This window comes from Paenibacillus sp. FSL R5-0470 (assembly GCF_037975205.1).
In the GTDB taxonomy this organism is placed as follows: domain Bacteria; phylum Bacillota; class Bacilli; order Paenibacillales; family Paenibacillaceae; genus Paenibacillus_AQ.
In genome coordinates this window covers 2587709-2613269 of sequence record NZ_CP150238.1, presented here as the reverse complement: position 1 = coordinate 2613269, position 25561 = coordinate 2587709, and the positions used below count along the sequence as shown (strand labels likewise).

Annotated in this window: 21 protein-coding genes; 4 read left to right on the top strand and 17 right to left on the bottom strand. The window is 43.9% G+C overall.

Annotated features, from left to right (window positions below; all coding sequences use genetic code 11):
- The first annotated feature begins 5 nt into the window (after positions 1–5).
- Positions 6–1925 carry a CotH kinase family protein gene (locus MKY99_RS11200; protein WP_339270501.1) on the top strand — a complete coding sequence of 640 codons (1920 nt, stop codon included), beginning with the start codon at positions 6–8 and terminating at the stop codon, positions 1923–1925.
- A gap of 215 nt (positions 1926–2140) precedes the next feature.
- On the opposite strand, the gene MKY99_RS11195 is transcribed toward MKY99_RS11200, so the two are convergent.
- The 10 genes from MKY99_RS11195 to MKY99_RS11150 form a co-directional block, all read right to left on the bottom strand.
- Positions 2141–2788, bottom strand: a complete 648-nt coding sequence (locus tag MKY99_RS11195) for a DUF1775 domain-containing protein (protein ID WP_052404250.1) — start codon at positions 2786–2788, stop codon at positions 2141–2143.
- Positions 2789–2838: 50 nt separating this feature from the next.
- Positions 2839–3504, bottom strand: coding sequence for a response regulator transcription factor (locus MKY99_RS11190; protein WP_042187189.1), 666 nt, complete (start codon positions 3502–3504; stop codon positions 2839–2841).
- Complete coding sequence (locus tag MKY99_RS11185) at positions 3501–4319, bottom strand: histidine kinase (protein ID WP_339270499.1); 819 nt, start codon at positions 4317–4319, stop codon at positions 3501–3503. Before MKY99_RS11185 ends, MKY99_RS11190 begins: the two co-directional genes overlap by 4 nt.
- Positions 4320–4564: 245 nt before the next feature.
- A complete protein-coding gene (locus MKY99_RS11180) occupies positions 4565–5524 on the bottom strand; it encodes a hypothetical protein (RefSeq protein ID WP_339270497.1) in 960 nt (319 codons plus the stop codon).
- A 20-nt stretch (positions 5525–5544) separates the two neighbouring features.
- Positions 5545–6465 carry a cysteine synthase A gene (gene cysK / locus MKY99_RS11175; protein WP_339270495.1) on the bottom strand — a complete coding sequence of 307 codons (921 nt, stop codon included), beginning with the start codon at positions 6463–6465 and terminating at the stop codon, positions 5545–5547.
- A gap of 154 nt (positions 6466–6619) precedes the next feature.
- Positions 6620–10516, bottom strand: a complete 3897-nt coding sequence (locus tag MKY99_RS11170) for a discoidin domain-containing protein (protein WP_339270493.1) — start codon at positions 10514–10516, stop codon at positions 6620–6622.
- Positions 10517–10877: 361 nt separating this feature from the next.
- Positions 10878–12572 carry a methyl-accepting chemotaxis protein gene (locus MKY99_RS11165; protein ID WP_339270491.1) on the bottom strand — a complete coding sequence of 565 codons (1695 nt, stop codon included), beginning with the start codon at positions 12570–12572 and terminating at the stop codon, positions 10878–10880.
- A gap of 163 nt (positions 12573–12735) precedes the next feature.
- Positions 12736–13434, bottom strand: a complete 699-nt coding sequence (locus MKY99_RS11160; protein ID WP_339270489.1) for a cyclic nucleotide-binding domain-containing protein — start codon at positions 13432–13434, stop codon at positions 12736–12738.
- Positions 13435–13632: 198 nt separating this feature from the next.
- Positions 13633–14157 carry a hypothetical protein gene (locus MKY99_RS11155; protein ID WP_339270487.1) on the bottom strand — a complete coding sequence of 175 codons (525 nt, stop codon included), beginning with the start codon at positions 14155–14157 and terminating at the stop codon, positions 13633–13635.
- 120 nt (positions 14158–14277) lie between these two features.
- A complete protein-coding gene (locus tag MKY99_RS11150; RefSeq protein WP_339270485.1) occupies positions 14278–15681 on the bottom strand; it encodes a DUF4173 domain-containing protein in 1404 nt (467 codons plus the stop codon).
- Positions 15682–15793: 112 nt separating this feature from the next.
- On the opposite strand from MKY99_RS11150, the gene MKY99_RS11145 reads away from it, so the two are divergent.
- Positions 15794–17488: an ABC transporter substrate-binding protein gene (locus MKY99_RS11145; protein ID WP_339270483.1), complete on the top strand. Its 1695-nt coding sequence runs from the start codon at positions 15794–15796 to the stop codon at positions 17486–17488.
- A gap of 28 nt (positions 17489–17516) precedes the next feature.
- Here the strand turns inward: MKY99_RS11145 and MKY99_RS11140 are convergent, their stop codons facing one another.
- From MKY99_RS11140 to MKY99_RS11115, 6 genes are all read right to left on the bottom strand, one after another.
- The gene (locus MKY99_RS11140) at positions 17517–17987 is read right to left on the bottom strand and encodes a DinB family protein (RefSeq protein WP_339271595.1); all 471 of its coding nucleotides are present in this window, start codon (positions 17985–17987) and stop codon (positions 17517–17519) included.
- 14 nt (positions 17988–18001) lie between these two features.
- The gene (locus tag MKY99_RS11135; RefSeq protein WP_042187171.1) at positions 18002–18445 is read right to left on the bottom strand and encodes a GNAT family N-acetyltransferase; all 444 of its coding nucleotides are present in this window, start codon (positions 18443–18445) and stop codon (positions 18002–18004) included.
- Positions 18446–18496: 51 nt separating this feature from the next.
- Positions 18497–18943 (bottom strand): hypothetical protein, encoded by a 447-nt coding sequence (locus MKY99_RS11130; protein ID WP_339270481.1) that lies wholly within the window; start codon positions 18941–18943, stop codon positions 18497–18499.
- Positions 18936–20018, bottom strand: coding sequence for a HAMP domain-containing sensor histidine kinase (locus MKY99_RS11125; RefSeq protein WP_339271594.1), 1083 nt, complete (start codon positions 20016–20018; stop codon positions 18936–18938). Before MKY99_RS11125 ends, MKY99_RS11130 begins: the two co-directional genes overlap by 8 nt.
- Positions 20019–20412: 394 nt before the next feature.
- The gene (locus tag MKY99_RS11120; protein ID WP_076298432.1) at positions 20413–21831 is read right to left on the bottom strand and encodes an NAD-dependent malic enzyme; all 1419 of its coding nucleotides are present in this window, start codon (positions 21829–21831) and stop codon (positions 20413–20415) included.
- Between the two features lie 84 nt (positions 21832–21915).
- Positions 21916–22416 carry a GNAT family N-acetyltransferase gene (locus tag MKY99_RS11115; RefSeq protein WP_339270478.1) on the bottom strand — a complete coding sequence of 167 codons (501 nt, stop codon included), beginning with the start codon at positions 22414–22416 and terminating at the stop codon, positions 21916–21918.
- Between the two features lie 225 nt (positions 22417–22641).
- On the opposite strand from MKY99_RS11115, the gene MKY99_RS11110 reads away from it, so the two are divergent.
- Positions 22642–23637: an acryloyl-CoA reductase gene (locus MKY99_RS11110; protein ID WP_339270477.1), complete on the top strand. Its 996-nt coding sequence runs from the start codon at positions 22642–22644 to the stop codon at positions 23635–23637.
- A gap of 52 nt (positions 23638–23689) precedes the next feature.
- Here the strand turns inward: MKY99_RS11110 and MKY99_RS11105 are convergent, their stop codons facing one another.
- Complete coding sequence (locus tag MKY99_RS11105) at positions 23690–24508, bottom strand: cupin domain-containing protein (protein WP_339270475.1); 819 nt, start codon at positions 24506–24508, stop codon at positions 23690–23692.
- A gap of 184 nt (positions 24509–24692) precedes the next feature.
- Here MKY99_RS11105 and MKY99_RS11100 point away from each other — a divergent pair, with 184 nt between their 5' ends.
- Positions 24693–25550 carry an alpha/beta hydrolase gene (locus MKY99_RS11100; RefSeq protein ID WP_076283022.1) on the top strand — a complete coding sequence of 286 codons (858 nt, stop codon included), beginning with the start codon at positions 24693–24695 and terminating at the stop codon, positions 25548–25550.
- Positions 25551–25561: the final 11 nt, after the last annotated feature.

Genomic DNA, 25561 nt, shown 5'->3' with positions numbered 1-25561 from the left:
CCCAGATGAAAGCAAGAGGTAAATCTATCCTGCTGAGTCTTTGTTGCCTGCTGCTGGTCATCGCTGTAGCTGGGTGCCAGAACGCAAGTCCATCGGCAACAAACGAAACTGCAACAGATTCTAAGGATAAGGTAGTCTCGAGCGACGAGAAAAATCTAGACGAGCAAGTCTTTCCAAAAGATAAGGTCGTCGATGTCAAAATCACTTTGGACCCGGATGATTTTCAGGATATGCTGGATAATGCCAGCGCGGAAGAATATAAAACCGCATCGGTTGAGTACAACGGCGTTAAATTCGATAACGTTGCCGTGCGGACCAAAGGAAATCTTAGTCTCAGAAGTGTAGTACAGATGACAGACTCTGATCGGTACAGCTTTAAAATTTCTTTTGATGAATATGTGAACCAGAACTTATTTGGCATCACTAAGATCAACCTGAATAACAATTACAGCGATGCTTCTTATATGCGTGAATTTCTGACCTACGAGCTCGCTGAAAGTGTCGGACTTCCGACGCCGAAATATTCCTTCGTTAATGTATACGTCAACGATGAACTGAAGGGCTTCTACCTCGCGGTGGAACAGATCGGCGACGCATATTTGGAACGCAATTTCGGGAACTCTTACGGCGCACTTTATAAAGGGGAAATGACCGGTCAGGGCAGTGACTTGACTTGGCTTGGTGACGACCCTTCCCTCTATACCGGATTAGTAATGAAGTCGGATAAATCTAACGATGATATTCTGATCGATATGCTGAATGAGCTTAATAACGGCACCGATTATGAAAAATACATCGACGTAGAGGAATCGCTGAAGTATATCTCTCTAAATGCGGTCACGGCAAATATGGACAGTTATTTAGGTGGTAATAAACAAAATTATTACTTATATGAAGACGAAGGCGTCTTCTCGATCCTGCCGTGGGATTATAATATGGCTTTTGGCGGCATGGGCAGCGCAGACGTACTGATTGACGAGCCTACACAAGGCACGCTGGCTGAACGTCCTCTGATTGCGAAGCTACTTGCTAACGACGAATACAAAGCGAAATATCACGAAATCGTCAGCGAAATGATTAATGGCTATCTAGCTGATGATACGTTCCAAACTAGAATGGATCAGCTGGACATGATGATTTCCAGCTATGTCAAAGCAGATCCTTCTGCTTTCTACACCTTCGAGCAATATGAAGAAGGGATTAAGTCTGTTAAGACCTTCATGTCGAACATGGCTAAAAATATCCAGCAACAGCTCGACGGAACCATTCCTTCCTCCGGTGACGGATCGGGAAGCGGTATGGGTGGTGGCATGGGCGGCGGCTTTGGTGATGGCGCTAGGAATGGCACTGGTGCTGGTGCTTCTGGTGCTGGACAAGGCACGAACGGCGCGGGTAACAAGCAGACTGGCGTGGGGGCGGAACAGAGCGCGGGTGGTGCTGCACCGAACGCCGAAAGCGGGCAAGCTGCCACGGATGGGCAGGCTCCTCAGGGCGGTGCAGGCGGTGAGCCCGGTGCCATGGGCGGACCGGCTATCCCTGATGCCGGCGCGGGTCCCGGCAGTAACACGCAAGCAACAGCTGGCGGGCAAGCTGCTCAAGGTGGTCAAACCAACACCGACGGGCAAGTTGCTCAGAGTGCGCAGACCAACACCGACGGGCAAGCTGCTCAAGGTGGATTCACTGGAGGGCCTGGCGGTACACCGGGTGCCATGGGTGGACCAGCTATCCCTGAAGGTGGAAATGGCCCTGGCGGTGGCGGAATGGGTGGCGGTATGCCTGGTGGCATGGGTGGTAACTTTGGCGGCGGTGCTGGCGCTATGCAGCAAAAAGGCAGCACGAGTGAAGCCATCACTACTGGGGTCGCGATACTTCTCTTACTGCTGACTGCAGTCTTTGTGACCTTCTATAAGCGGAAACGGCTGTAGACAAGTAAAAGTAATTCACAACAAAAAAACATAAAAGAAGCTCCCGTCGTTTATCGGCTGGGGCTTCTTTCATGTCCTAAAGATCATATTGCCAAATTTCCACAAAAAAAACTGTGAACAGTCTCAAACTTCACTCGAGACTGTTCACAGTTATAAATTCAAACTTTTTTCTTATCAAGTATCCAACTCAGATCAAGGAATATAATGCTCCCCTATTACTCTTTCCGCCCGCGCAATATACTTATAGCCGCTATTAAAAAGGCAAGTAAAGATATCCCGACTGCAATGTAGACCATTGGATTGACACTGTTTGATTTTTCCTCATCTTTCATAATAGCATTATGCTCTTCCATGCTCATGGAATCGCTCTTCACATTGGAACCGTGAGAATGTTCATCCCCACCGGAAGCTTGTACAATTGTAGTAATGGAATGCGGATTCTCTGTTCCAGCCTCACCGGACCATTGCACCAAGCTTCCATCGGCATAGTGCTGATAAGCATCCCATGCAATGTCGCCAGCGGCATCAGGGTTCTTGGCCGTAAAGTAGAAGCGTTGGAATTGCCCCTTCTGAATGCCCTCACCATTAGCTATCCAGCTAACCTTATTCCCCTCAATGGTAACATCCCATCCGGGTGTAGCCTCATATTGTTTAAACTCGGCACCTGCTGGAACTCGTAGATCAACTTGTACAGTTGCCACGTCTTTTTCCGAAGGAACCTTTAATGTATAAGTCTCCCATGCCCCCGTGCTAGATTGTGCTGGTGCCACGGTTACGTGCGCGCTAGCCACTGCTGCGAACAATAACAATGTTGCTGCAGCTGGTGCGAATAACGTCATTATTTTGCGAGATAATCTGTTCATAGTTAGCCTCTTCTCATCAATAATTATATATCTTTGTCCTTAACTTCCTGCTATACATCTTTCGAAAAATCTCGTTTACGCGAAGCAAGTCCTTGCTCCAAGGCATAACGAGTCAGCTGCGTCCGGTTTTGGAGTTGCAGCTTTTGGAGGATGTTCTTCAAATGGTTTTTTACGGTATGCTCCGAAATCCCCAAGCTCACTGCAATCTCCTTGTTTTTTGATCCAGAAGATACACAGCTTAAAATTTCTTTCTCTCTAGCCGTCAACGACTCCCCTTCATCCGTTACAGAGGGTACGGTGAACTCCTTCAAGATTTGAAAAGCCAGCTCCCGACTAAGCGGTGCTTCTTCATTAACAATGGCCTGCAAATATTGAATCCAGGTGGAAGGTGCCAGATTCTTTAGCAAATACCCCTGTGCTCCTTGCTTTAGCGCTTCGAGGAGGTGGGAAATTTCGTCCGATACGGTAACGATAACGATTTTGACATAAGGATATTCCTGCTTGATCCGGCGAGTCGTCTCCAGCCCGTCCATTTCCGGCATCTGAATATCGATTAGGATGAGATCAGGCATCCACTGGGCTGTGAAAGCGATCGCTTCAGCACCACTCTCCACTACTCCAATGACCTCAAAACTATCATCCATGGACAAAATCTCGCACATCGCCTCACGTGCATGTGCATGGTCATCTACAACTAAAACCCGGTATCGGCTCATGGACTGACTTCCCCTTTCGTAATTTCAACCTGGGTGCCTGTGTCACCAGAAGTCAGCCTAAGCTTCCAGCCCATCCCCTCGACACGTTCCTTCATGATCTGAAGTCCGTAGCTGCCACTCACTTCAAATGGATCATACTGAAATCCTTCTCCATTGTCTGTAACAACTACCCTCCAATTCTTCTCATCGCCATCGCCAGTAATTGAAACCAGTCCAGCTCGTGTATGCTTACGAACATTAATGATCGCTTCGCGAATACAGGATAACAATTCTGATTTTTCCGAAGGGGAGAGCGCATCATCTTGCAGGCTCCAATCGAGAGAGGCTTCGATCATAATCTCGTTCGCCATCTGGGCTAGCTGATCTTTTACCGACTGTTCCAATGAAAAAGAACTCTGCTCTGAGACCGGAATCTTCAGATTGGCAATGGCCTGCCGCACATATCGGTTCACCTCATGGACCGTCTTTTTGATCTGATCCACATTTTCCTCACTGACCTCACCATTCTTGCGGCTTACTTCTAGCCGGTCGATTTTGACAGATAAGAGAAATAAAGATTGCGCCATTCCATCATGCAGTTCTTTGGCAAGTCCTTCCCGAGCCTTCATTGCATCTTTAAGCGCACGTTCCTGCTCCAGCTCCCGCTGATTCCGCTCCATAAGAGAGAACAAAGGGACGAGCAACACAAGACTGACTAAAAACACCAGGACTGGCGTCAAATAGTTCCCCAAATCCATAGAAATATAAGGCATTAGAAACTGGTGACGCACAATCTCCCAGATCCCCACCATTAGCGTTGGCAATAACAGGATCATATACTTTATTTGTTTATACGTTGCCGTCCCCTCCTGCACATCTTATGCTTAACAATATCACCGTCTCATCTAAGCGACATGACTCGATCGGGCTATATAGACCCATTAATGTTACAAATTTAAGTATTTTAAACGGTGATTGCTGACATTTATAATATCATAAGCAGGCTTTCTTATATTGAAGCAAAAAAAAGATACATCTCACGATGCACCCAATCATTTCTACTTTTACTGCGAAATCCTACCTAAATTGGTGAAGTATAACGTCCATATTGGATATCCATTTCTTTAAACGAATCTCCCTCTTTTTTCAGAAAAAACGTATTTACTCCCTCTGAGCCCCACCAATTCAGGCCGAGTAATGGGCCCTCTGAGGTATCAGCAGCAAAAAGGATGGAGAACATTTCAGGGATAACCTCTCCGCCATCATCCACCCGCCAGACCGAATATTCATCTCCTTGAATCACCGCTGGATAGTCCATGAAGGTAAATTCATCTTTTTCTTTCCAAACGAGACTAAATAACATATCCTGATCCAGCCTTACGAATTGAACGAGATACAGCTGTCGATCTGTAGATAGGTCTGCCAGCTTCCAGATTTTCTGAATTCCACGTTTTTTCGTATCTACAATACGCTGTCGAATCCTTTCTTCCACAGTAGATAAAGCTTCTTGACCCTCTAAGGATTCAATAGGCAAAAGCGCATCAACCTTAAAGTCTGTTTGATCCGTCAAATAGTAGGTTTCATCCGGGGTCGCACTTGCTTCTTCCACCGTAAAAAGATAACCCGCCAGATTTACAAAATTATGTGCCATCTCCCGGCCATTGCTGTTCTCTGTTCCATCCTGCCATTTATTAAATTTAACCTTTAACACATTCCCCTGATCACCAATAGCCTCATTTAATTGTGCCATCTCCTGATCCAGCCCTTTTTCATGCCCGGTAACTAGAATATTCCGCCCCTCTGCATCCGCAAAGCCAAAATTCATCTTCAGCTTCTCAGTATCTAGATATGCTTCAGTCTTCTGCTTGCTTGGAGTTGGTAATGGCTCTGCGCTTGGAGGAAGCGTTGGTGAAGGCAGTACAGTTTCCGCACTTTTTTCCGGTGTAGACTCAACATGATCGCCATCACTGGTCAAAGAGTTGTTGCTGGAACAACCCACCAACATAAGAACAATAAAGAAACTTGCCATAAGCTTATTCATTCTTTTTCCTCCAAACGAAGTTAGAATATTCCCATGCTCAGGTAACGTTCCCCCGCATCAGGTGCAATACATAGCACTCGCTTGCCGGCCCCGAGGCGCCGTGCTTCCTGCAATGCTGTCCATACTGCGGCTCCACCTGATGGGCCAAGCAGAATTCCTTCCTGTGCTGCCAGCATTCTCACGGTATTCAGTGCATCTTCATCCGAAACTTGAACAATTTCATCGTAGACCTTTGTATTCAGAATGGCGGGTATAAAGCCCGGACTGGTTCCAACCAGCTTATGCGGTCCAGGCTTTCCACCGGATAATACTGGTGAGCCCTGCGGCTCAACAACTAGAATACGAATATCTGGAAGCTGCTCACGCAACACTTCCCCAGTACCAGTTATCGTACCACCTGTTCCCGAAGAAGCAACGAACACGTCCAGCTTCCCTTCCATTTGCTCCATAATTTCAAGAGCTGTCGTAGTACGGTGAATGTCAGGGTTCGCTTTGTTCTCAAATTGCTGTGGAATAAAGCTGTTTGCCACTTCTTTCCCCAGCTCGATTGCTTTTGTTATAGCTCCCGGCATCCGCTCCGCTGCAGGAGTCAGAACAACTTCAGCGCCATAAGCCTTTAGAATGTTGATTCGTTCCTTCGTCATATTGTCAGGCATGACAAGAATCGCTTTATAGCCTTTTGCAGCGGCATTCATAGCCAATCCAATGCCTGTATTTCCGCTTGTCGGCTCTATAATGGTCCCTCCGGGCTTCAGCAGCCCGGCTAGTTCTGCTTGCAGGATCAGATTATAAGCTGCTCTATCCTTTACACTGCCACTGGGATTGAAGCGTTCCAGCTTTACATATAGTTCTGCATCTTGGGGGGTGGTCAACCGATTTAGTCGCACAACCGGTGTATTCCCAATCAGCTCAGTTATATTGTTAACAACTAGTGGTGTCATATATAGCGCCTCCTTCATTACTTTACATACCCTTCATTGTAACTTGAGTGGCACCTCCTGTCGATTCTGGAGCTTGCAAGCTCCCTAAGTTAAAAAGCCGCCTCCCAAATTTATGGGTAGGCGGCTTCATTATAACTGACTACTGATCTACAATTTACGGATTTACGTTAATGGTAAAAGTAGATGTATTATTCTTAATATTTGTTACCGTGTTCGTAATCTTCAGATTGTTAAAGGTTGCTGAGCCTCTGGCTGGACCTTGACCAGCCTCAGCAGCTTCATTCACCCAGATACCCACTCCGGATTTACTATCAAAAGCATCGCCGCTCTTTTGCGCACCGGTAATTGTAACATTATTAAAGATGGTATCTGTTACAGGGAATTGTGGAGTGGAACCTACATAGTTGGTCTGGAACATGATGCCATGATAGGTCGGATCAATGATATCCACATCATTGACTCGGATACCTTGGAAGACCTTGGAGGCCGAGAATACCCAGATCGCCGGGAAAGTCTGCGCGCCCCAGAAATGCCCACCTGCACGAACAATAGAAATATTCTCAAAATTCGTAGTCGGTGAAGCTCCGAAGCCATTCATCGGATATCCAAAGTCTAAAGAGCTGATTGTAATCCCGGAGTAGCAAAGTGTATCCGCAATATAAATATTACGGAAGGTATTTGCGTATCCACCATAGACAGCTACACCAGCAGCACGCCAAGTCAAGATTGAAGTGAGGTTCTCATAGATGTTATCCTTCATATCTGCACCACCAGAATCAATCGCCGAGAACAATGCAAAGCTATCATCACCTGTTGCCCGTGCTTCAATATTAGACACCAGGTTATTCGTGCTTCCATTAGTCATATTGATGCCGTCAGCGAAGGTGTTACGGATACGTGAGTTTTTAATCACCATGTTATCGGTATTGGCTCCCCAGTACATACAGACCTGATGTTCAGTCCAGATGTTGTCGATCGTAATGTTCGCCACATTGGAGAAATCAAATACTTTACCAGGACCGTCGATACGAGAAGTATAGTTTCCGAAATAAGCGAAATTCGCAAAGGTAGATCCATTCGCAGTATCACTGGCTCGGAATCCGACATCGGTATTCTCTTGGTTAGTTGGAGCAATGAACCTTGTATACCAAGGACCCGCACCGATAACCTTCACTGCCTTGCCGTAGACCTGAAACTTGTTAGAGGTCTGATAGTTTCCTGGTGGCAAATATACACCTACGAGATTTCCTGTGGTGTCCATCCGCACTTTATCAAGCGCATTTTGAACATCCTGATGCGTAAAGCCTGCAGGAACAGTGTATTTAGCCGGATCTGGATTAGCAATCGGTGAAACCTGCTCCAGACTGATGAAGTCGATGGCGTATTGAGAAGTGTTAGCGGTGTCCTTTTGTAAACGGATCGTACTTCCTGCCGGAATGGTACTATCAAACATAATGTTAGCTTCATCATAAATATGCCGTGGAGAACCTGCGCTTGGCGAATTTCCAGGACTTGTCTCAGAACCGTACAACCATGCATATTTAGAGGTTAAGTTAATAGCTTTGCTAAAGACACCATTAACATAGATGTTAAGCGTAGCATTTGTGCCGTCACCACTCGCTGAATCTGGAATCGAGAAACGAGTAACCAGAGTGTTCGTGCTGGCTTTTGTCGTGAATTCAACATAGCTACCTGTGGTGTTCAGAGTGACTGCTCTTCTGCCTGAAGCCTCACCTGCAGGATCGCCGATGGTCCGGTTGGCTGAAAGCTTCACGGCCCCACCGCCAATAACTCCATCCTCAGCCTCATACATGTCGTAAGGCATGTTCGCACCTCGACCGATGAACAGTGACTGCGTCTGAATATTATTAGCCCGTTTTACAGGCAGCTCATTAGCATCTACTGCAATTTCACTCTTCACAGTATATTTGCCATTTCCTGCAGTCCAATTACCAAGAGCTACAGGCGCTGTGGTCACCCCACTTGCGATCACGCCGTTATAGGAGCCTGTTAGAGTCTTAACCACCGCATTCGTAGTAGCATCTAAAACCGTCAGAGTTATGTTATGCGCACCACTCGCGGAAGCTGCTGTACCTTGATTCTTAATGGCAACTGAGAAGCTTACAGTGTTGCCGCCTGCTGGATTGCCAGGTGTCCAGCTGACGGAGGAAGCAACCAGATCAGAACTGGACACTGGAGCAATAATAAGGGAAGCCGGACTAGTAAAACTATTATTCCCCTCATTTGATTCAATCACTGTATTATTCTCATCGACCTTTGCACTTAATGAGTAGGTTGCTGCATCTTTTGCGCCCAAGTTAAGAGATACGCTCGTTGATGCGCCAGCAGCTATAGTACCTACTGGACTAGTACCTACAAGGGTAGTGCCCAAATAAAAATTCACATTAGTTGCAGCAGATGCTAGAGATCCTATATTCTTAACTGTTGCATTAAGTGTAATGGCATCCGTCTCAATTGGAGAGGTTGGAGTCCATGTAAGAGCAGTCACCGTCAAATCTGGATTCGCAGATGGTGTACCAATTACCTGAAATTCAGCAATTTGACCAGCACTTGAACCAGAGTTGGTAGTGATCTTTAGCTGCAATTCACTAGCCGTAGCCGTGACCGGAATCGTCACTGTATTACCGGTTGCCGGATTAAAGGTATACACGGTCGCAGGTACAAGACTCGTAAAAGCCGTTGTATTCTGATTATGCCCAAGCACTTGAATGGTCTGAGTACGTGTGGACCACGCCGATGCAGGATTCAGCTTGAGAACAACCGATGTAACATCAGCATTACTGCCCAAATTAACAGTTAATGTGTTCGGATAACTTCCCCCTGCCCCCTCCCAATAAGTAGTTACATCACCGTCATTCGCATTCGTCTGCACAAAGGTAAAGACTGAGGACGACGCAGTTATACTTTTGTTCAAAGCCAAATTTGAACCCGTCCCAGGTGTTGGGGTTACTGTTGGGGTTACCGTTGGTGTCGGTGTTACTGTCGGTGTTGGGGTTGGTGTTGGCGTTGGTGTGGCCGTTGGTGTTGGGGTTACTGTCGGTGTTGGCGTTGGTGTCGATGTGGCCGTTGGCGTTGCCGTTGGTGATGGTGTTGCTGTCGGTGCTGAAGATGGAGTAAGGATCAGGTTGTCCAGATTCACGTTTCCAGTATCACCAGCGTCATATTTATAAGTAATCGTATTAGCACCAGCATTCAAGGCTAGCGTTTCAACCTTTGTGGACCATGTATTCCAGTTGGCCAGATTTAAAAGAGAAGATTGCTTTGATTTCGTCCCATTTACATAAATACTTACCGTTTTTGTGCTGCCTGAAGCATTTGCATATTTTAATGCGGCATCATAGTTTCCAGCAGAGGCAACATTAACACTAAAGGCAGTCGTTGCTCCTTGTGTCAAATAGCCATCTACAAATCCGGTTCCGGTATAACCGGTATGATCTGTATTGACTTTTGCTCCACCGGATAAAGCAGCATTCTCCGCTTCATATCCTGTTGTTGGAAGTGTCGTTGTGCTGCCATAAATCTCAAATTCCGATAACTGTGCTGCTGGCCATCCTGTATTTGCCGTGAAGTTCAATTTAACATATCTAGCACTCGCAGCTGTAAAATTAATGGTCACAGTATTAGATCCGCTTGCTGGATTAAAGGTGTAATTGGCAGAGGCTGCTAAATTAGTGTAAGTAGAATCATCAGAGCTTCCCTCCACCGACAACGTTTGGGTTCTTGTTTCCCAGTTCGTCGGCAGTTTTAGAACAACCTGATTGACACTGCTTACGTCGCCTAAGTCCACTTTAATCCATTGCGGGAATGCGTTACTTACACTCTCCCAATACGTTCCTTGATTGCTGTCATTGGCATTAGTTGCTACATAAACATCGCCAAATGAGCTTGAAGTAATGCTTTTACCTTGGGCTAAATTCCCCGCAGCTAAACTCACCGAGGGGTACAACGCTAATTGACCTACAAACAATATTACAATCAAAAAATACATTACTGCCGACTTACCCGTAATTTTTTTAGAAGCTGCTATCATTAGAGAACCACCTCCCAAAGTTTTGTGAAGCTATGCAGCCAATAAGAATACGCTTTCAAAATAGTATTGTTATAGACATTCGCCTCCTAAAATGGACCTGATAGTTTTCAACGAGACTTAACAATCGTTTTATTATTAGCTGCCTGTCCTCCCGTATCCTTGACTCTGACTTCAATAAGTCACTGATCTATACCCAGAGGTTGACCACAAACTAACTAATAATGGTAATAATATAAGTTATAGGAAGGTGGACGTCGATGGCAATTTCTATGCTTAGTATGTGGGATATTACGTTCAACCAAATAAAAAAAGAAAGCTCCAGAGAGCACTGGGATTCCCCCTCAACTCTCCGAAGCTCGCCTTATACATTAAATCTAGCTACCAGCCCCTGTAGTCCATGAGCCATTAAGTTTAATTCACTTGCAGAGGAAGCAATTTGTTCCACCGAAGCCCTTTGCTCTTGTGAGGCTGCCGACACATGTTGTGTACTCGCTGCAGTCGTTTCTGCAATTGTCGTAACACTTCGAAGTGATTCCACAATCTCTTCCGTAGCCGCTGTGATCTCTTCCACAGCTCCAGATACTTCCTGAACCTGCTCGGCTAGTGAATCTATAGATAACCGAATCTCACCAAAGGAACGTCCAGCCTGCTGAATAATCTCCGTGCCTCCCCTTACTTCACTCATACTACTCATCATAACCTTCGTCGCATTATCTGCTTCACTTTGAATCCCGCTCGCCATTTCCGCAATTTGATTAGCGGATTCTGCGGATTGCTCTGCCAGCTTACGAACCTGGTCGGCAACTACAGCGAAGCCTCTCCCTTGCTCACCCGCGCGGGCTGCCTCAATCGTCGCATTTAACGCTAGCATATTCGTTTGCGAAGCGATCCCTTTTATAACTCCTACAACACCGCCAATTTCCTGTGATCGATTAACAAAGCCTTGGACTTGCTGTGACAAAGAATGTATAGATCGATTAATGGATTCCATCTGCTGACCTGCCGCCAGAAGTGATTCATCTCCGGCAATAGCAAACGACGCAGAACGATGCGAGGCTTCAGAAATATCCTGAACACTGGAGGCAATTTGACCGATTCCTATCGATATTTCTGAGAATGATATTGTATTGGTCTGTAGATCATTCATCTGTTTAGCAGTTCCCGAAGCTACTTCACCCATAATATCCGATATTCGTTCTGTCGCACCTGCTGTCACTCCACTATCCGAGGTAAGATTTGTAGAGGAATTCGCGAGACTATTCGCCGATAGCTTCACTTGTTCAATCATCGAGCCCAAATTTTCTGTCATTTTATTAAAATTAAACGCCAGTTCACCAATCTCATCTTTTGACCGAACGTTTAGCTTGCGAGTAAGATCGGCATCTCCATCTGCAATCTCCTTCAGCTGTGTGTTCACATCACGAAGTGGTTTAATAATTCGTCCAGATATTAATAGTGCAAGAATTAGGGCAAGAACAACCGATAATCCTGTCACACCAAAGCTAGTAATCATAGCGTTATTACGATGGGCTTCTGCTTGACTCTGCCCGTTCTGTATTTCCTCCATGAGCATGCTCTGGAATACAATCTGAGATTCAATCATTGCATCTAAAGATAAATTGGTAAACTTCTTCTGCGCTTCCGGGAAGTTCCCGTCCTTAGCTAAGGCGAAGGCTTCCTTCAAAACGATCAAATAATCATTCCATTTCCCCTTCAGCTCCGTTACACCCTTTAGTTCTTCTTCACTTAATCTAACACTCTCCAGCTCCTTGATGGCATTCTCAATCAATGGGAGCGTCTCTTCGTACTTAGAAAGATATGATTTTCGCTCAGCATCTGTGTTGCTCATCACATAACGAGCCCCGAGCTCATCTGCCGTACGAATTTTATCCGTTAATCCCTGAACAAGCGAAAGCTTGTTCCAGTTGCGATTGACCTGATCCGTCAGCATCGTAGCCTTTCCCTGAAACCATGTGTTTCCTGCTATAGCCACTAGAAAAACTACAATCACAGCAGTAAATCCCAATACAATTTTCCCACGGATATTTCTGAACATCGTTGTTCCTCATCTCTATATGTATAGTAGGTCCCGATTTGGTACTTTTATCCTACTATCGTTCCCTTAAGCTTCTCTGAAATTGAACTGAATGTTCGCTTAAAAAAACAAAAAGACCTCTACGTCCGGCCCAAGGCTGAACTAATGGTCTTTAGAGATCTTTTTATTCGTATAAATTTCCGTTCGCCAGCTCCGCCAGCTTCCCTTCATCCAGTACGCTTAAGCGTCCACGATTTCTTGCAATAATTCCTTCATCAATAAAACGACGCACGATTCGGTTAAGATGCCGATAACTTGTACCTAGCAACTCTGCTGTCTCTATAAGGCTTGAGGTCCGAATCTCCTCCACACGTCGGTCACCGTTTTTATCGGCGAATAAAGACATCAAATAGCTGGCAAATCGATTCTCGACCGGATACAACAGGTTAAGTGCGGAGGCTTGACCGAGCGTATGCAATTTGTGACTAAGTTCCCCTACGAGAAAACGTAACAAAGCTGTATTTTCCTCAAGCTCTCTCAGCAGTAATCTTCTCCCGGCAAAAAGAATCAAGCTCTCACCCACAGACTCCACTTGATTCTTGACAGGAAAGCGATGAAGCAGCTCCACATCCCCAATCACTGATATCGGATTTGTAAACCGCACCAGCATAGATTTGCCGTTCGGCAGCAGTGTCTGAATTTTGAGCTTGCCCTCAACCAATATGAACATCCCATCCAACTGATCGCCAACCAAACACAGCTTCTCTTCATCCGTATAACGTCTCAATTCCATTTTATACGTGACTAGCGGGCTAAAAATTCCGTCCAGACCGTTCTTCACTGCCAAGGCACGGACAGCTTCACGGTCAGTTATCGTTTGCATGTGGTGCCCCCTCTATTGTTTGCTCAAATAAGTGTAATTTAGAATACCCCACAAAAAAAGGACATATGTCCTTTTTAATAATATAAGAAAGTATAAGTTTCACACAATACTATATTTCTTATATTTCTCGCTTAACCGCTTATCGACCTTATAAGGAAGCCGAAGGCGTTTATGCTTGTAAGGATATCCCAAAACACCTTACATCACAACAGAGTCCACACTATATCGGATCATATTTACTTTCTGATCTTGTAACCAAAATTCTAAATTCCGATGATTGATTTTATCCACATACCCGATAATATCAGCCCCTTGTTCCCCTCTTTTATAATAAGAAGAGCCATAAGCTCCAATCACATCATCTGTAGAAGACCCCACATGAATACCTCTGGCAGTACTTATCTTCAGATCGGAATAGACGCTAATTAGAATGATTTTATCGTCACCACGCGCTGTGGCTACTGTTGTTTCGTTGTCCAAATGATAATATTGATACCGTTCAATATCGTCACGTGGTTTAGGTGCCTGGATGAGCGATTCGAGACTCTGAAGCAGCTGGATGTCTCCCAGACGTTCCTGCTCTAGATTGCTGCTGGATACACGAGAGTAATGACTTTGTCTTGGGGCATTGTATAAATAAATATGATAGATTCCATAACTTAAACCTACCGTAATAAAAATGATGATAAATAACCAGCCGTTACTAAATGGCTTTTTTCTCACTTTCCTCACACCTTCTTCTAACCTTTACTGTGCAAAATACTTCTCCAGCTCACGCTGCGCCTGATATTCCGGGAAATTAAAGGACTGCCACTTCCGCTCTCGCTGAGCACCGTCCCACCATTAGTTTTTCAAAAATTGATCTAGCATCCCGTCTTCCTTACGACTGAACTTAATCAGAGAGGGGATGACTTCCGGTGACAGACCAACCAAATAATCTGCATCCAGCTTACCACTCACCTCATAACGCTCCATATTCTTATTAGCTATAATGACATCCATACCTATATAGTTCATAACAACATAAGAGGTCAGACCTAGCACAATATAACATTTAGCCAACGGCAAACGGGGCACTACAATCCGTACAGCTGCAAGAATCAACAGCAAACCCATAAGTATCATAAATGCATGAACTAGGAAACGAATCGTAGTATATCCATACGCCTCTTCATATAGGGTTAGTCTAGTATAGGCAGAATACAACATGACAGTTGAACAGCCAACTAAGATATACAGCATAATATTAATGACTTTTTGGAGCAGTCCGCCCCTCTTTCCTTCTGATCCCAATGCCAGCATTAGAATCACGAAATTAATCGCGGTCACCATAATTAACTCGAAGAATCCACTACGAGCGTAATCAGCATAGGAACTACCCTCTGGTAACATCCCTTCCCAAGCTCCAAACAAGTAAGAAAATTGGACGATTACGAATAGAACATATACCGTGTTAATAGCTATAAGAATTGTCGTCATAATTACTGGATCAACCTTAAAGGTCACAGGCGCCTGCACAGGTCCATACTCCCTTGGTTGCACATTCCAGTCATAGACCTTCGAATCTACAAAGCCCCATACTAAGCCGAACAATCCCATGCCTATCAGGAGTACCCATAACGTCCGCACAATAATTTCACCAAATGAAATTCGATCCAGCATATTTGGCAGCCATATTAGCACATGATGAAACACACCATCGGCCGAGGCCAGCAGGGTAATCACAACAAGCAGTATCGGTAAAGAGATCGCAAGTCCTGTAAACACTTTCCCCAGCACTTGCTTGCGTCCATCCTTCACCTTACTATCACTGCTACTTTTGACGTCCTTGAACACAGTACCCCAGTGGCGAAAGTTCTGGGGAAGCAAATGCTCTAGTGTATCCCAAAGTATTCTGAATTGACTCCAAGAGGGGCGTTTATCACTTAGCAAATAAGTCATATGTAATAAAATCAGCACAGGGATTACTAATAGGTTCAACCCAAAGTAGAAAAGATTATGAAACAACACATAGGTCATCGAGAGTAGAAAAATCGCTCCAAACCAGAAATAACTGAGTTTGGTCAGTTTGCGCATTTTAGCCTTAGCGTAATAAAGCATATAAACATAAAACAGACAAACGAAGATAGGATAAGAAACACCTGGCAACTTTCCGTAGAACAACAACTGATGAACAATCGCCAGTAAGAAGGCAACAATTAAAGCGGCAAGTGATCGATTAAGCTTAAGCTCCGTTTCATCGGTCATGGTAAACACCCCCATATTCTTACTTTCTTATCCTTATTCTAAGTGATAAAATAAGAAAAAAAAGAGAAAGAATTTTTTAATAATTTCCTATTTTCTGAAAGGGACTTAAACCATGAAGCTGCATAGCCAATATTTAAAGCTGCACTCGCAGTTTGGGGGAGTCACAGAAATCTCAGTTACGATGGATGAGCTAGCCTTGACCTTCGGATGTACACACCGCAATGCCATGCATATTGTGAATAAAATGATGCAGCTGGAATGGGTCCAATGGACGCCGAAGCGCGGACGTGGAAGTCGTTCCTTATTACAGTTCCTTGTCCCTTCCGAAGAAATTGCGCTTCAATCCATGATGCAGGCTATCAGCCGTAAAGATGTTCACAAAGCTATTGATGGCATCAAAACCCATGCCAGCTCTTCCTCGCTGCAGGATACTTTACAAGGCTGGCTGCTGACCTATTTTGGTCATCATTCCGAAATCCGAAGTGACAAACAGATTGATACCCTGCGGCTTCCCATCACCCAGCAGCTACATACCTTCGACCCGCTTCATATGAATCTATTGGCAGAGTCTTTTGTTTCCAGTCATGTCTTCGACGGATTAGTGAGACGCAGCGGGGAACGGGATAAGATTGTGCCTAGTCTTGCTCATGCCTGGGAAGTGGATGTGAGCCGTACGATTTGGACTTTTTTTCTTCGCAAAGAAGTACTGTTTCATCATGGAAAAGTACTGACGGCAAAAGATGTAGTCTATTCCTTGGGACGGCTGATGCAAACCTCAAAGCGGACACTCTATAGCTATATTTTCAAAGAAATCCAGCAAGTTATCGCACTAAACCCATCCACCGTTCAAATTACACTTAAACAGCCCAATGAGCTATTCCTCCCTTTCTTGTGTACGAGTAGAGCGGCAATTGTTCCGCGTGATTTAGAAGGAATGGACGAACCTAGCTTTGGCCGCAGACCTGTGGGGACAGGACCATTTAAGGTTGTGGACATGAATGAGGACACTTGTGTGCTGGAGGTTTTTCCTTATTATTTTCTAGGAAGAGCTCATTTAGATCGAGTCGAAATAATGTATGTTCCGTGGGATACTACGTCCGATTCCTCAGATACTGGCTCGGCTTTTCATGTGATTCAGAATCCTTCATCCAACAATTCTTCTTCTTGGAGTCGGATTCATTCAGAGTCCTACATCCGTAAATTTGTTACCTGCAACACACAAAAAAAAGGACCGCTTAGCGACCCCCTTATTCGGGCAAAGATCGTATCCTGTTTAAAAGAAGAGTCAGCGTCTGTAACGCATAAGTCAATGGAAGACTATGAGGTCACCTTGCAAATAACCACCATTCCGCAATATGCTAACGATGCTGAATGTATTGCTGCTAAACTAGAGCGTCAAGGTTATCCGTGTACAGTTGTTTCCGTGTCTCCAGAGGAGTTCAAGGGCCCGATCCGACTGGAGGCCGACCTGATTGTTTTTTCATTATTTCGTGACGAGGATGAACAGCTTCGTTTATTTGATCTATATCTCACGCTTTCCCAGCATATAGAACCGCATACTCGTGCGGATATTGAAGGCTGGCTCTATACCATTGCACGAGAACCTAACCCTGAGGCTAGATCCGAGAGCTTTAGTATGATCGAGAACCGTCTTCTTGAGGAACATCATCTGCACATCTTGTATGAAAAACCCACCCAAACTGCTTATCTCCCCTCGGTTCGAGGAGTTAGCTTCAATAGTCAGGGCTGGGTTGATCTTCGTCATTTGTGGTTCCCGCCGCTGCTTTCCAGCGACAGCACTTCATGATATAAGCAATGCCCAGTCGATTCCCGAATCATCGGAGCCCTTTTCCAATCAAATTGGCAGAAACTGGCTCCTTCCCGATTTCCCTTGCCCAAACGGACAACTGTCCGACATGATGAATTTCATGAGCGATCACATGGCGCATCACTTCACCCCAAGTATCCGTCACGATCCGGCCATCCGCCAGGTGATCCTCAAAAATATTCCGCTCCAAACCCGCATGCCAAGAAAGTACAAAGGGCTCTACATCGGGCCGGAATTTCGCATCTAGTTCTCTTACCTGCTGCAAAGACTTGTAATGTTCGAAATCCTCCTGAAAATCCGGTTTACCTTGCAACACTTGAATCCAGCTCCACTCCACATCAACAATATGAAACAGAGTCTTCAATATGCTGCCTACACCACCAGTACGTGCCCCAAGTAGCTCTTCTTCAGAAATACTCTCACACCACTCGTACCATTGTTCACGAACTACCCAGTTATATTGAAAGAATGTTTGCAGATCAAGGCCTCCTTTTAATGGGAACTTAGATGTTTCCGGTACCCTTCCACCTTCTCATCTCTATACCCTAACGATTCATAAAAAATATGCGCTTCCTTACGCTTCTCTCCAGAGACTAAAATGATATAAAAGCAGTCTCTCTCGTGAGCCATTTCTTCAATGGCAAGCATTAGTTTTTTACCCACACCTTGACGACGGGCCCGCGATGAAACTACTACATTCTCAATTACCATAAACGGTTTGCAATCTCCTACCAGGTCATGACAGACAATCCCCATCAAAGACCCCATCAACTCCCCGTCCACAAAAGCGCCCAATAATATGTACCGACGATCTGCCTTAATTACTTTAAATACTTCTTCTAGTTTATTCAGATCCGATGGTTGATCCATCAGCTCCTGATATAGATCACCAAGTTCATGGAGAGACTCCAATTCTATTTCTTTAATAACGACCATGAATGTTCAACCTGCTTTCTTTAATTTAAGAATCTTTCTCCACATGCTCCACTATTTACGAACCTTCAGTTCAAATTCATCCTTCTGCCCATCCCACTCTACAACAACCTTAATAATCGAGTCCTCGTGTTCAAACGCCCCGCTTCCACCTCTTTCGGACTTCAGCTCACTTTTTCTTACTCCCTCGACATCTTCTAAGGTTTTACTTCCTCCACCTGATGTTCCCTTGAAGCTATATTTAAATGAATTAATCTTATCAAGATCCGTTTGCTCACCTTTATATTTAAGCTCAAATGTAGATTGCTGCGAGGTTTCATAATCTGGTCTCTCACCCTTTTTATCGATGAACTTCTCTGTTGCCTTTTGAACATACTCAGCCGACCATACTTTTCCTTCACCTGTAAATGTGTAATTGTGTTTATAGGTAGTTGTATTGCAGGCAGCAAGAAGAACTATGATTATTCCAGACAGCATCAGTGCGGATAGCTTCTTAATCATTATAGATCCCTCCCGATTCTGATAAAAAGCGAATAGTAACTGTTGTCCCCATACCTTCAGAGCTATTATAATAAATTTCCCCACCATATTTTTCTACAATATTAAAGCAAATCATTAACCCTAAACCGGTTCCATTACTTTTTAATGAATAAAAAGGCGTGCCCAGCGACTTAACCTCAGCCTCGGACATCCCACTTCCTTCATCGGTGATCATGATCTCGATAAAATTATTATTTCTATTTGCTATGACTGAGACGGATTTCCCTACATCTGAGGCTTCCAGCGCATTTTTTATAATATTAATGAGTAACTGCTTAAACTCAATTTTATTAATGGAAATAAAACAATCTTCCTCTACCTTTATATCGATTTGGTTATCAGATAGCATGGCATAGGAATGAAGCAGACCCATTACACTTTGAAGGACATCCTTCACATCCACTTTCTCTAGTCTTTGATCTCCATTTGGTTTGGATAGGGTTAGAAATTGAGAGATAATCTGTTCTACTGTGTTTAATTCATCAATCATTAAGTTGAACTTACTTTTTTTAGAATCATCAAATGAATCGTCCTCTTTGAACAATTGCAAAAAACCTCTAACCACGGTTATAGGATTTCGTATTTCATGTGCAACAGCAGCTGTTAATTGTCCTACCATCTTTAACCGCTCGGATTGCTGTAATTGTTCATAATACAGTTGCTGCTTTTTCATCCGTTTAAATGATAAATGGAAAATGAAAAACAATAATGCTTGAACAGCTATTATATTTATAATGTTGCCTAAAATGTCATGATGTAAATAAGTATATAATTCACCTTTATCAATAAAGATGACATAACTAAAAGTAATTACCATCAATATCCCATTTATAATAAAGGAAAAGTAGAACAATTTTAAATCAAAAAATAGAATAGAAAGTGCAGGAATAAGGCAAATCAAAATATAGGTGGTCCAAGTTTGAGGATATAAAAAGAAAAGCGTATAGAAGTAAGCAAATCCAAAAAGAATGATGATCTTTCTAAAGGTATATGTCTCATACTTAGGATAGATCCATAAACTAATGGATAGAATCATCACGCACAAAAAATGTACCATGTATCCAAAATTAATCCCATTTATCTCTGTTGTAGACAGTATTAATCCAGATATCATAAGGGTAATATTTAATAACATTACAATGTAATAGATTTTTCGATTCACCTGACTGTAAAACTCTCTCATGAATTCACCACTTCTAAATTAATTTAACCCTTTTTTGGATACTGCCCTCTCTAGAGGCAAAATTTAAGGGCACCCACTTGGATGCCCTTTCTACATCTCATACATTATTGTAATTATATCAGCCACTTTACTAAAATGGGAATAAATACTTTAGCCCTAATTATGATACGCCTCTCAGTTATGTGTCAATGTATAAAAAATAGACCACTCTCTCACAAAGCAGAGCAGTCCATTTATAGTATCGCTTTTATTCCATATCCTTATCAATATCCTTAGGGATCCGGCGGGCTACATCCGTTGCAATAGCTGCATGGATCACTGCCAGACGCACTAACTCTACCACTTTTTCGTTAAAAATACTCGGGATTACGTATTGCTCATTAACCTCATCCGGATGAACGACTGAAGCAATCGCTTTTGCCGCGGCTAGCTTCATTTCAAGGTTCACTGTTTTTGCTCTGCAATCCAGTGCGCCACGGAAAATACCCGGAAAACACAGCACATTGTTGATCTGATTCGGATAGTCACTTCTACCTGTCGCTAATACGCGAACAAAAGGCTCGGCCAATTCTGGCTCAATCTCCGGTGTCGGATTAGCCATCGCAAACACAATGTTATCGCTGGCCATACTCTTGAGATGATCAACAGATAGAATCCCACCACGTGACACCCCAATAAAGACATCTGCTCCCTGCATAACCTCCGTCAGTCCACCTTCGATACCTTCCGGGTTAGTTGCATCTGCAAGCTTCCGCCATTCCTGATTATCATACTGAAGATCTTTTCTAAGAACACCTTCACGATCTACCGCGTAGATTTTGCGAGCTCCTGCCGCCAGAAGCATATTACAGATGGACACACCAGCCGCACCTATACCCACAACGACTATTCGAACATCTTCGATAGATTTATTTACTACTTTAAGCGCATTCAAAAGACCTGCCAAAACTACAACAGATGTACCGTGCTGATCATCATGAAATACCGGAATATCCAGCTCTTCAGCAAGCCGACGTTCAATTTCAAAACAGCGCGGAGAACTGATATCTTCTAAGTTGATTCCCCCAAATCCAGGAGATACTGCTTTTACGATATTAATGATTTCATCTGAATCTTTAGTATTTAAGCATAGTGGAAAAGCATCGATGTTCGCCAATTGCTTAAACAGCATAGCCTTACCTTCCATAACAGGCATAGCCGCTTCCGGTCCAATATCCCCTAGCCCAAGCACAGCCGTACCGTCTGTAACAACGGCTACTGTATTCCGCTTCATCGTCAAAGAATAGGCTTTGTTCGGATCTTCGGCAATCGCCGTACACACTCGGGCAACTCCCGGTGTATACACCAGCGATAAATCCTCCCGATTTTTGATAGGCATTTTAGGTGTGATTTCAATTTTTCCGCCAAGATGAGCTAGAAAAGTTCGATCTGACACATTAATTACTTTGACTCCTGGCATCTTCGATAGTATAGACATCATTTCTCCATTCGAGGCATCTTGCACGTTTATTGTTATATCTCGAGTTGTTACATCCTTACCTGCACGAATCACGTCAATAGCAACGATATCTCCACCTGCAGTGGCAATTCCTGAAGCAACATCACCAAAAGAAGCAACCGATTTCCGAATTTCGAGCCTGACAATCATCGTTGTTGCAATAGCCATGAATTAGCCTCTCTTTCTTCAACCCTAAGATTTCAAATACACTATACTATACCATTTAAACAAACTTTCTTCCTATTGAATAGATCACCTTAGTATTTTTCTTAAGATAGTATTCCCTTCGGCACCCGGACCAAATACATCAGGGATTGTAGCGACGGGCACAAAGCCGTTTTTACCGTAAAAAGCAATTACATCATAATCTTCTGCATAGGTCAGCATAAGTAAACAGTAAGCTCCCCTACTCTTAACAACTTCTTCTACATGCTGTAGTAAAATACCTCCTATTCCTTTTCTGCGATGATCTTTACATACTCCAATATCTAGGACTTCGGCTCTTGCTCCAAGCGCGGGAATGCCAATCGGTGCCTCCTCATGCAGAACGGCAACAATACCAAAAGCATCGTCTTGTTCATTCTCATGATAAGCATAAAACAACGCCCCCCGCTGAAAATGTGATTGTATGCGGCGTCTCAGCCACTGCTCATGGTTAGGATTGTTTCTATCCAGATGGATATGTTCAACCTCAGCTAAGAGGTCCAAATACGGTTTGATCTCATGTTCACGAATTAACTTAATAATAGACATTTCAACAATTCTCCCTTAAAAACAAGTTATATACCAGCAGTCTGAACTTAACACGTCCACTGTACAAATAACATGTAGAGTTCGATTATAATGTTACAATACACAATCAAAGAGTCCTACACTACGTCTAACTTGCGTTATATCATAGACAATGACAAGTTGACTGATCAGAATAAATAATATATACATGTCTTACCTATAACGTAGTTGAAGGAGCTTACACTTATGACAGAATCATTTCAAGCATTAGTTGTCGACAAAACAGAATCATCATTCTCCGTCGCTGTTAAGCCGGTTGCCTTAGAAGAACTACCCGCAGGAGAAGTTGTAATTAAGGTTGCATACTCCAGTGTGAATTATAAAGACGGATTAGCCAGTATCCCTAACGGAAAAATTGTAAGATCATACCCTTTTATTCCAGGCATCGACTTATCCGGTACTGTGGTGTCTTCTACAGACGAGCGGTTTCATGAAGGACAGCAAGTTATCGCTACAGGGTATGGTATGGGTGTATCTCACTTTGGAGGATATAGCGAATATACACGAATTCCTGCCGCTTGGATCACCCCACTTCCGGAAGGACTTACACTAAGAGAAGCTATGATTTATGGTACAGCTGGACTAACTGCAGCCTTGTCCATTCAAGCTCTGGAAGACAATGACTTAGCATCAGACAAAGGCAAAGTACTCGTAACGGGAGCGACTGGTGGTGTGGGTGGATCGGCTATCGCTATGCTAAGCACAAAAGGCTATAGCGTAGTGGCCAGCACTGGTAATACAGAAGCTAACGAATATTTGAAAACTCTTGGCGCGGAGGAAGTCATTTCACGCGAGGAGGTTACGGGCGGATCTAGCAAACCATTAGAAAAGCAACTATGGCAAGGTGCTGTTGATTCCGTTGGCGGAAACTCACTTGCTTTGATTTTGAGTAAAATCTCCTACAGAGGTTCTGTTGCTGCAAGCGGCCTGACCGGTGGCACTTCTGTTCCAACTACCGTCCTTCCCTTTATTCTTCGGGGGGTTAACCTGCTCGGTATTGATTCCGTAGAGTGTCCTGCTGAGCTACGCGAAAAGGTGTGGACACGGATGGCGACTGATTTGAAGCCTGCACAGCTTGAGAACCTTGTAGATCGTGAAGTAACCTTGAATGAACTGCCACAAGCATTGGAAGATATTCTGCAAGGAAACACACGAGGCAGAGTGCTTGTCCGTTTATCTTAAGCCCTAATAAGAAAACCTCCCGGGAGATTTAATCTCAGGAGGTTTTTTGTTGTTACTCTTGATTATTTGAATATTGATAATTCGGCTGTTGTTGTACATAAGGCTGTTGGCGATAGTGCTGTTCATAGCCTTGAGTGTAGTATCCTTGCATTGGGTAAGGCTGATAATTAAATGCTTGCGTCGCTGGAGGCATTTGTGAAGCTATAGGAATGGGCTGAGCTTGCATATGAGCATATGGCTGCATGTTTGGATGCATGTTAGGTTGCATATTTGGTTTCATATTTGCATGCATATTCATATTAGGAGCCATATTCGGGGCCATATTATTGACTCCCTTTACTTTATCTTCCTCACAGCAGTCGGCAGGTGGGCCGATAAAGGTGCCAGGTTTAATAGGAGCTAACGCTTCCTTTACCAATGCTTCATTCAAACAGTAAGTATGGGCCAATACATTTGCCGGAGTTTTGCTCAAAATATCCGAGCCTAAGATAACCTCAGGAATAGGTGCGTCAAAAATGGCAAGCAGATGTGTATTATCGACAGTAGCTACTTCATAATGCCACCAGCCTTGCGGCACATTCGCCACTTGACCTGGACATATTGGGAAATGAAGAAGTTCATTTGTAAACGGATTGAGTATAGACACTACTGCTGAACCGCAGATACAATAGACAAGCTCTGCCGCATTTTGATGATAATGAGGCTCCACCACATTCGATTTACTAAGAAAAATATCAAGGAGTGAGGTATTCTCCAGTGTGTTCAACTGCTTAACCGACAGTAAATTAATGTAGTTGTTGGCATCCTTTTTAAAGAGAGTATTAGTGTTCACATCAAAAGTAAATTGTGTATTAGGGGACGTATAATCCATGTATGAAGTCACTGTTTATTCCTACCCTTCTGTTCCCGTAAATTTTTGATTTCCTAGAACAACATATGCGTTTGCCTATGCCTAGGTGCCGGAGATTCACTGACTCCAATAAAAATTCATCTTTCTCTGTCAATCGGGGCATCCTCTATAATGTTAAATTCTCACACTATACAGGAGGCAAAGTATGAAATCGATTCACATTAAAATAGTATTAGCGTTATGTATCTCTATCTTCACCATTATGGGGTTGCAGCCTTTGAATCAACACTCCACGGTTGCAGCCGCTAACCACAAATCCTCTACTAAACAGACTCCATTAACCTTTGTTCTGATTCATGGGTCTTGGGCTACTGCAGGTTTTTGGGATGAAACAGCCTCTGAGCTTCGTAAGTTAGGGCACACCGTCTACACACCGGAATATGCAGGACATGGCGCGGATAAGAATAATAATGTAACACATGAGCAAATCACAAAGTCCGTTGTCGACTATATTAAACAAAAAGACTTGAAGGATTTTATTCTGCTCGGACATAGCTTCGGCGGATCAGTCATTCAAACAGTTTCCCAGCAAGTACCTGATCGGATCAAACGGATCGTGTTCTTTGATGCCTTCGCGCCGCTTGACGGGCAAAGTGTGGCAGATCAATTTCCTGCTGAGTCACTTAAATCCTTTGAACAGCTAAGAGACGCTTCCGGTAATAACACCATCACGCTCCCTTTCCCGCTCTTCCGGGATACCTTCGTCAACACTGCCAGTCTTGCGCAAGCACAAGCCTTTTATAAACAAGCTCCACCTGAACCAGCTACCCCACTGTTTGAAAAGCTGGATCTCAAGAAATTCTACAGTCTCCAAATCCCTAAAAGTTATCTTTATCTGACGGAAGACACGGCTATCCCACAAGGTCCATATGGGTTTCACCCGACTCAATCCAGTCATTTGGGCGTTTTCCGCTTCATCGAGGGCAAAGGTGATCATATGACCACTGTCCGAACCGAGCCAAAAATGATGGCGGAATTGATGGTCAAGGCGGGTAGAGATTAGTCGCGTAATAG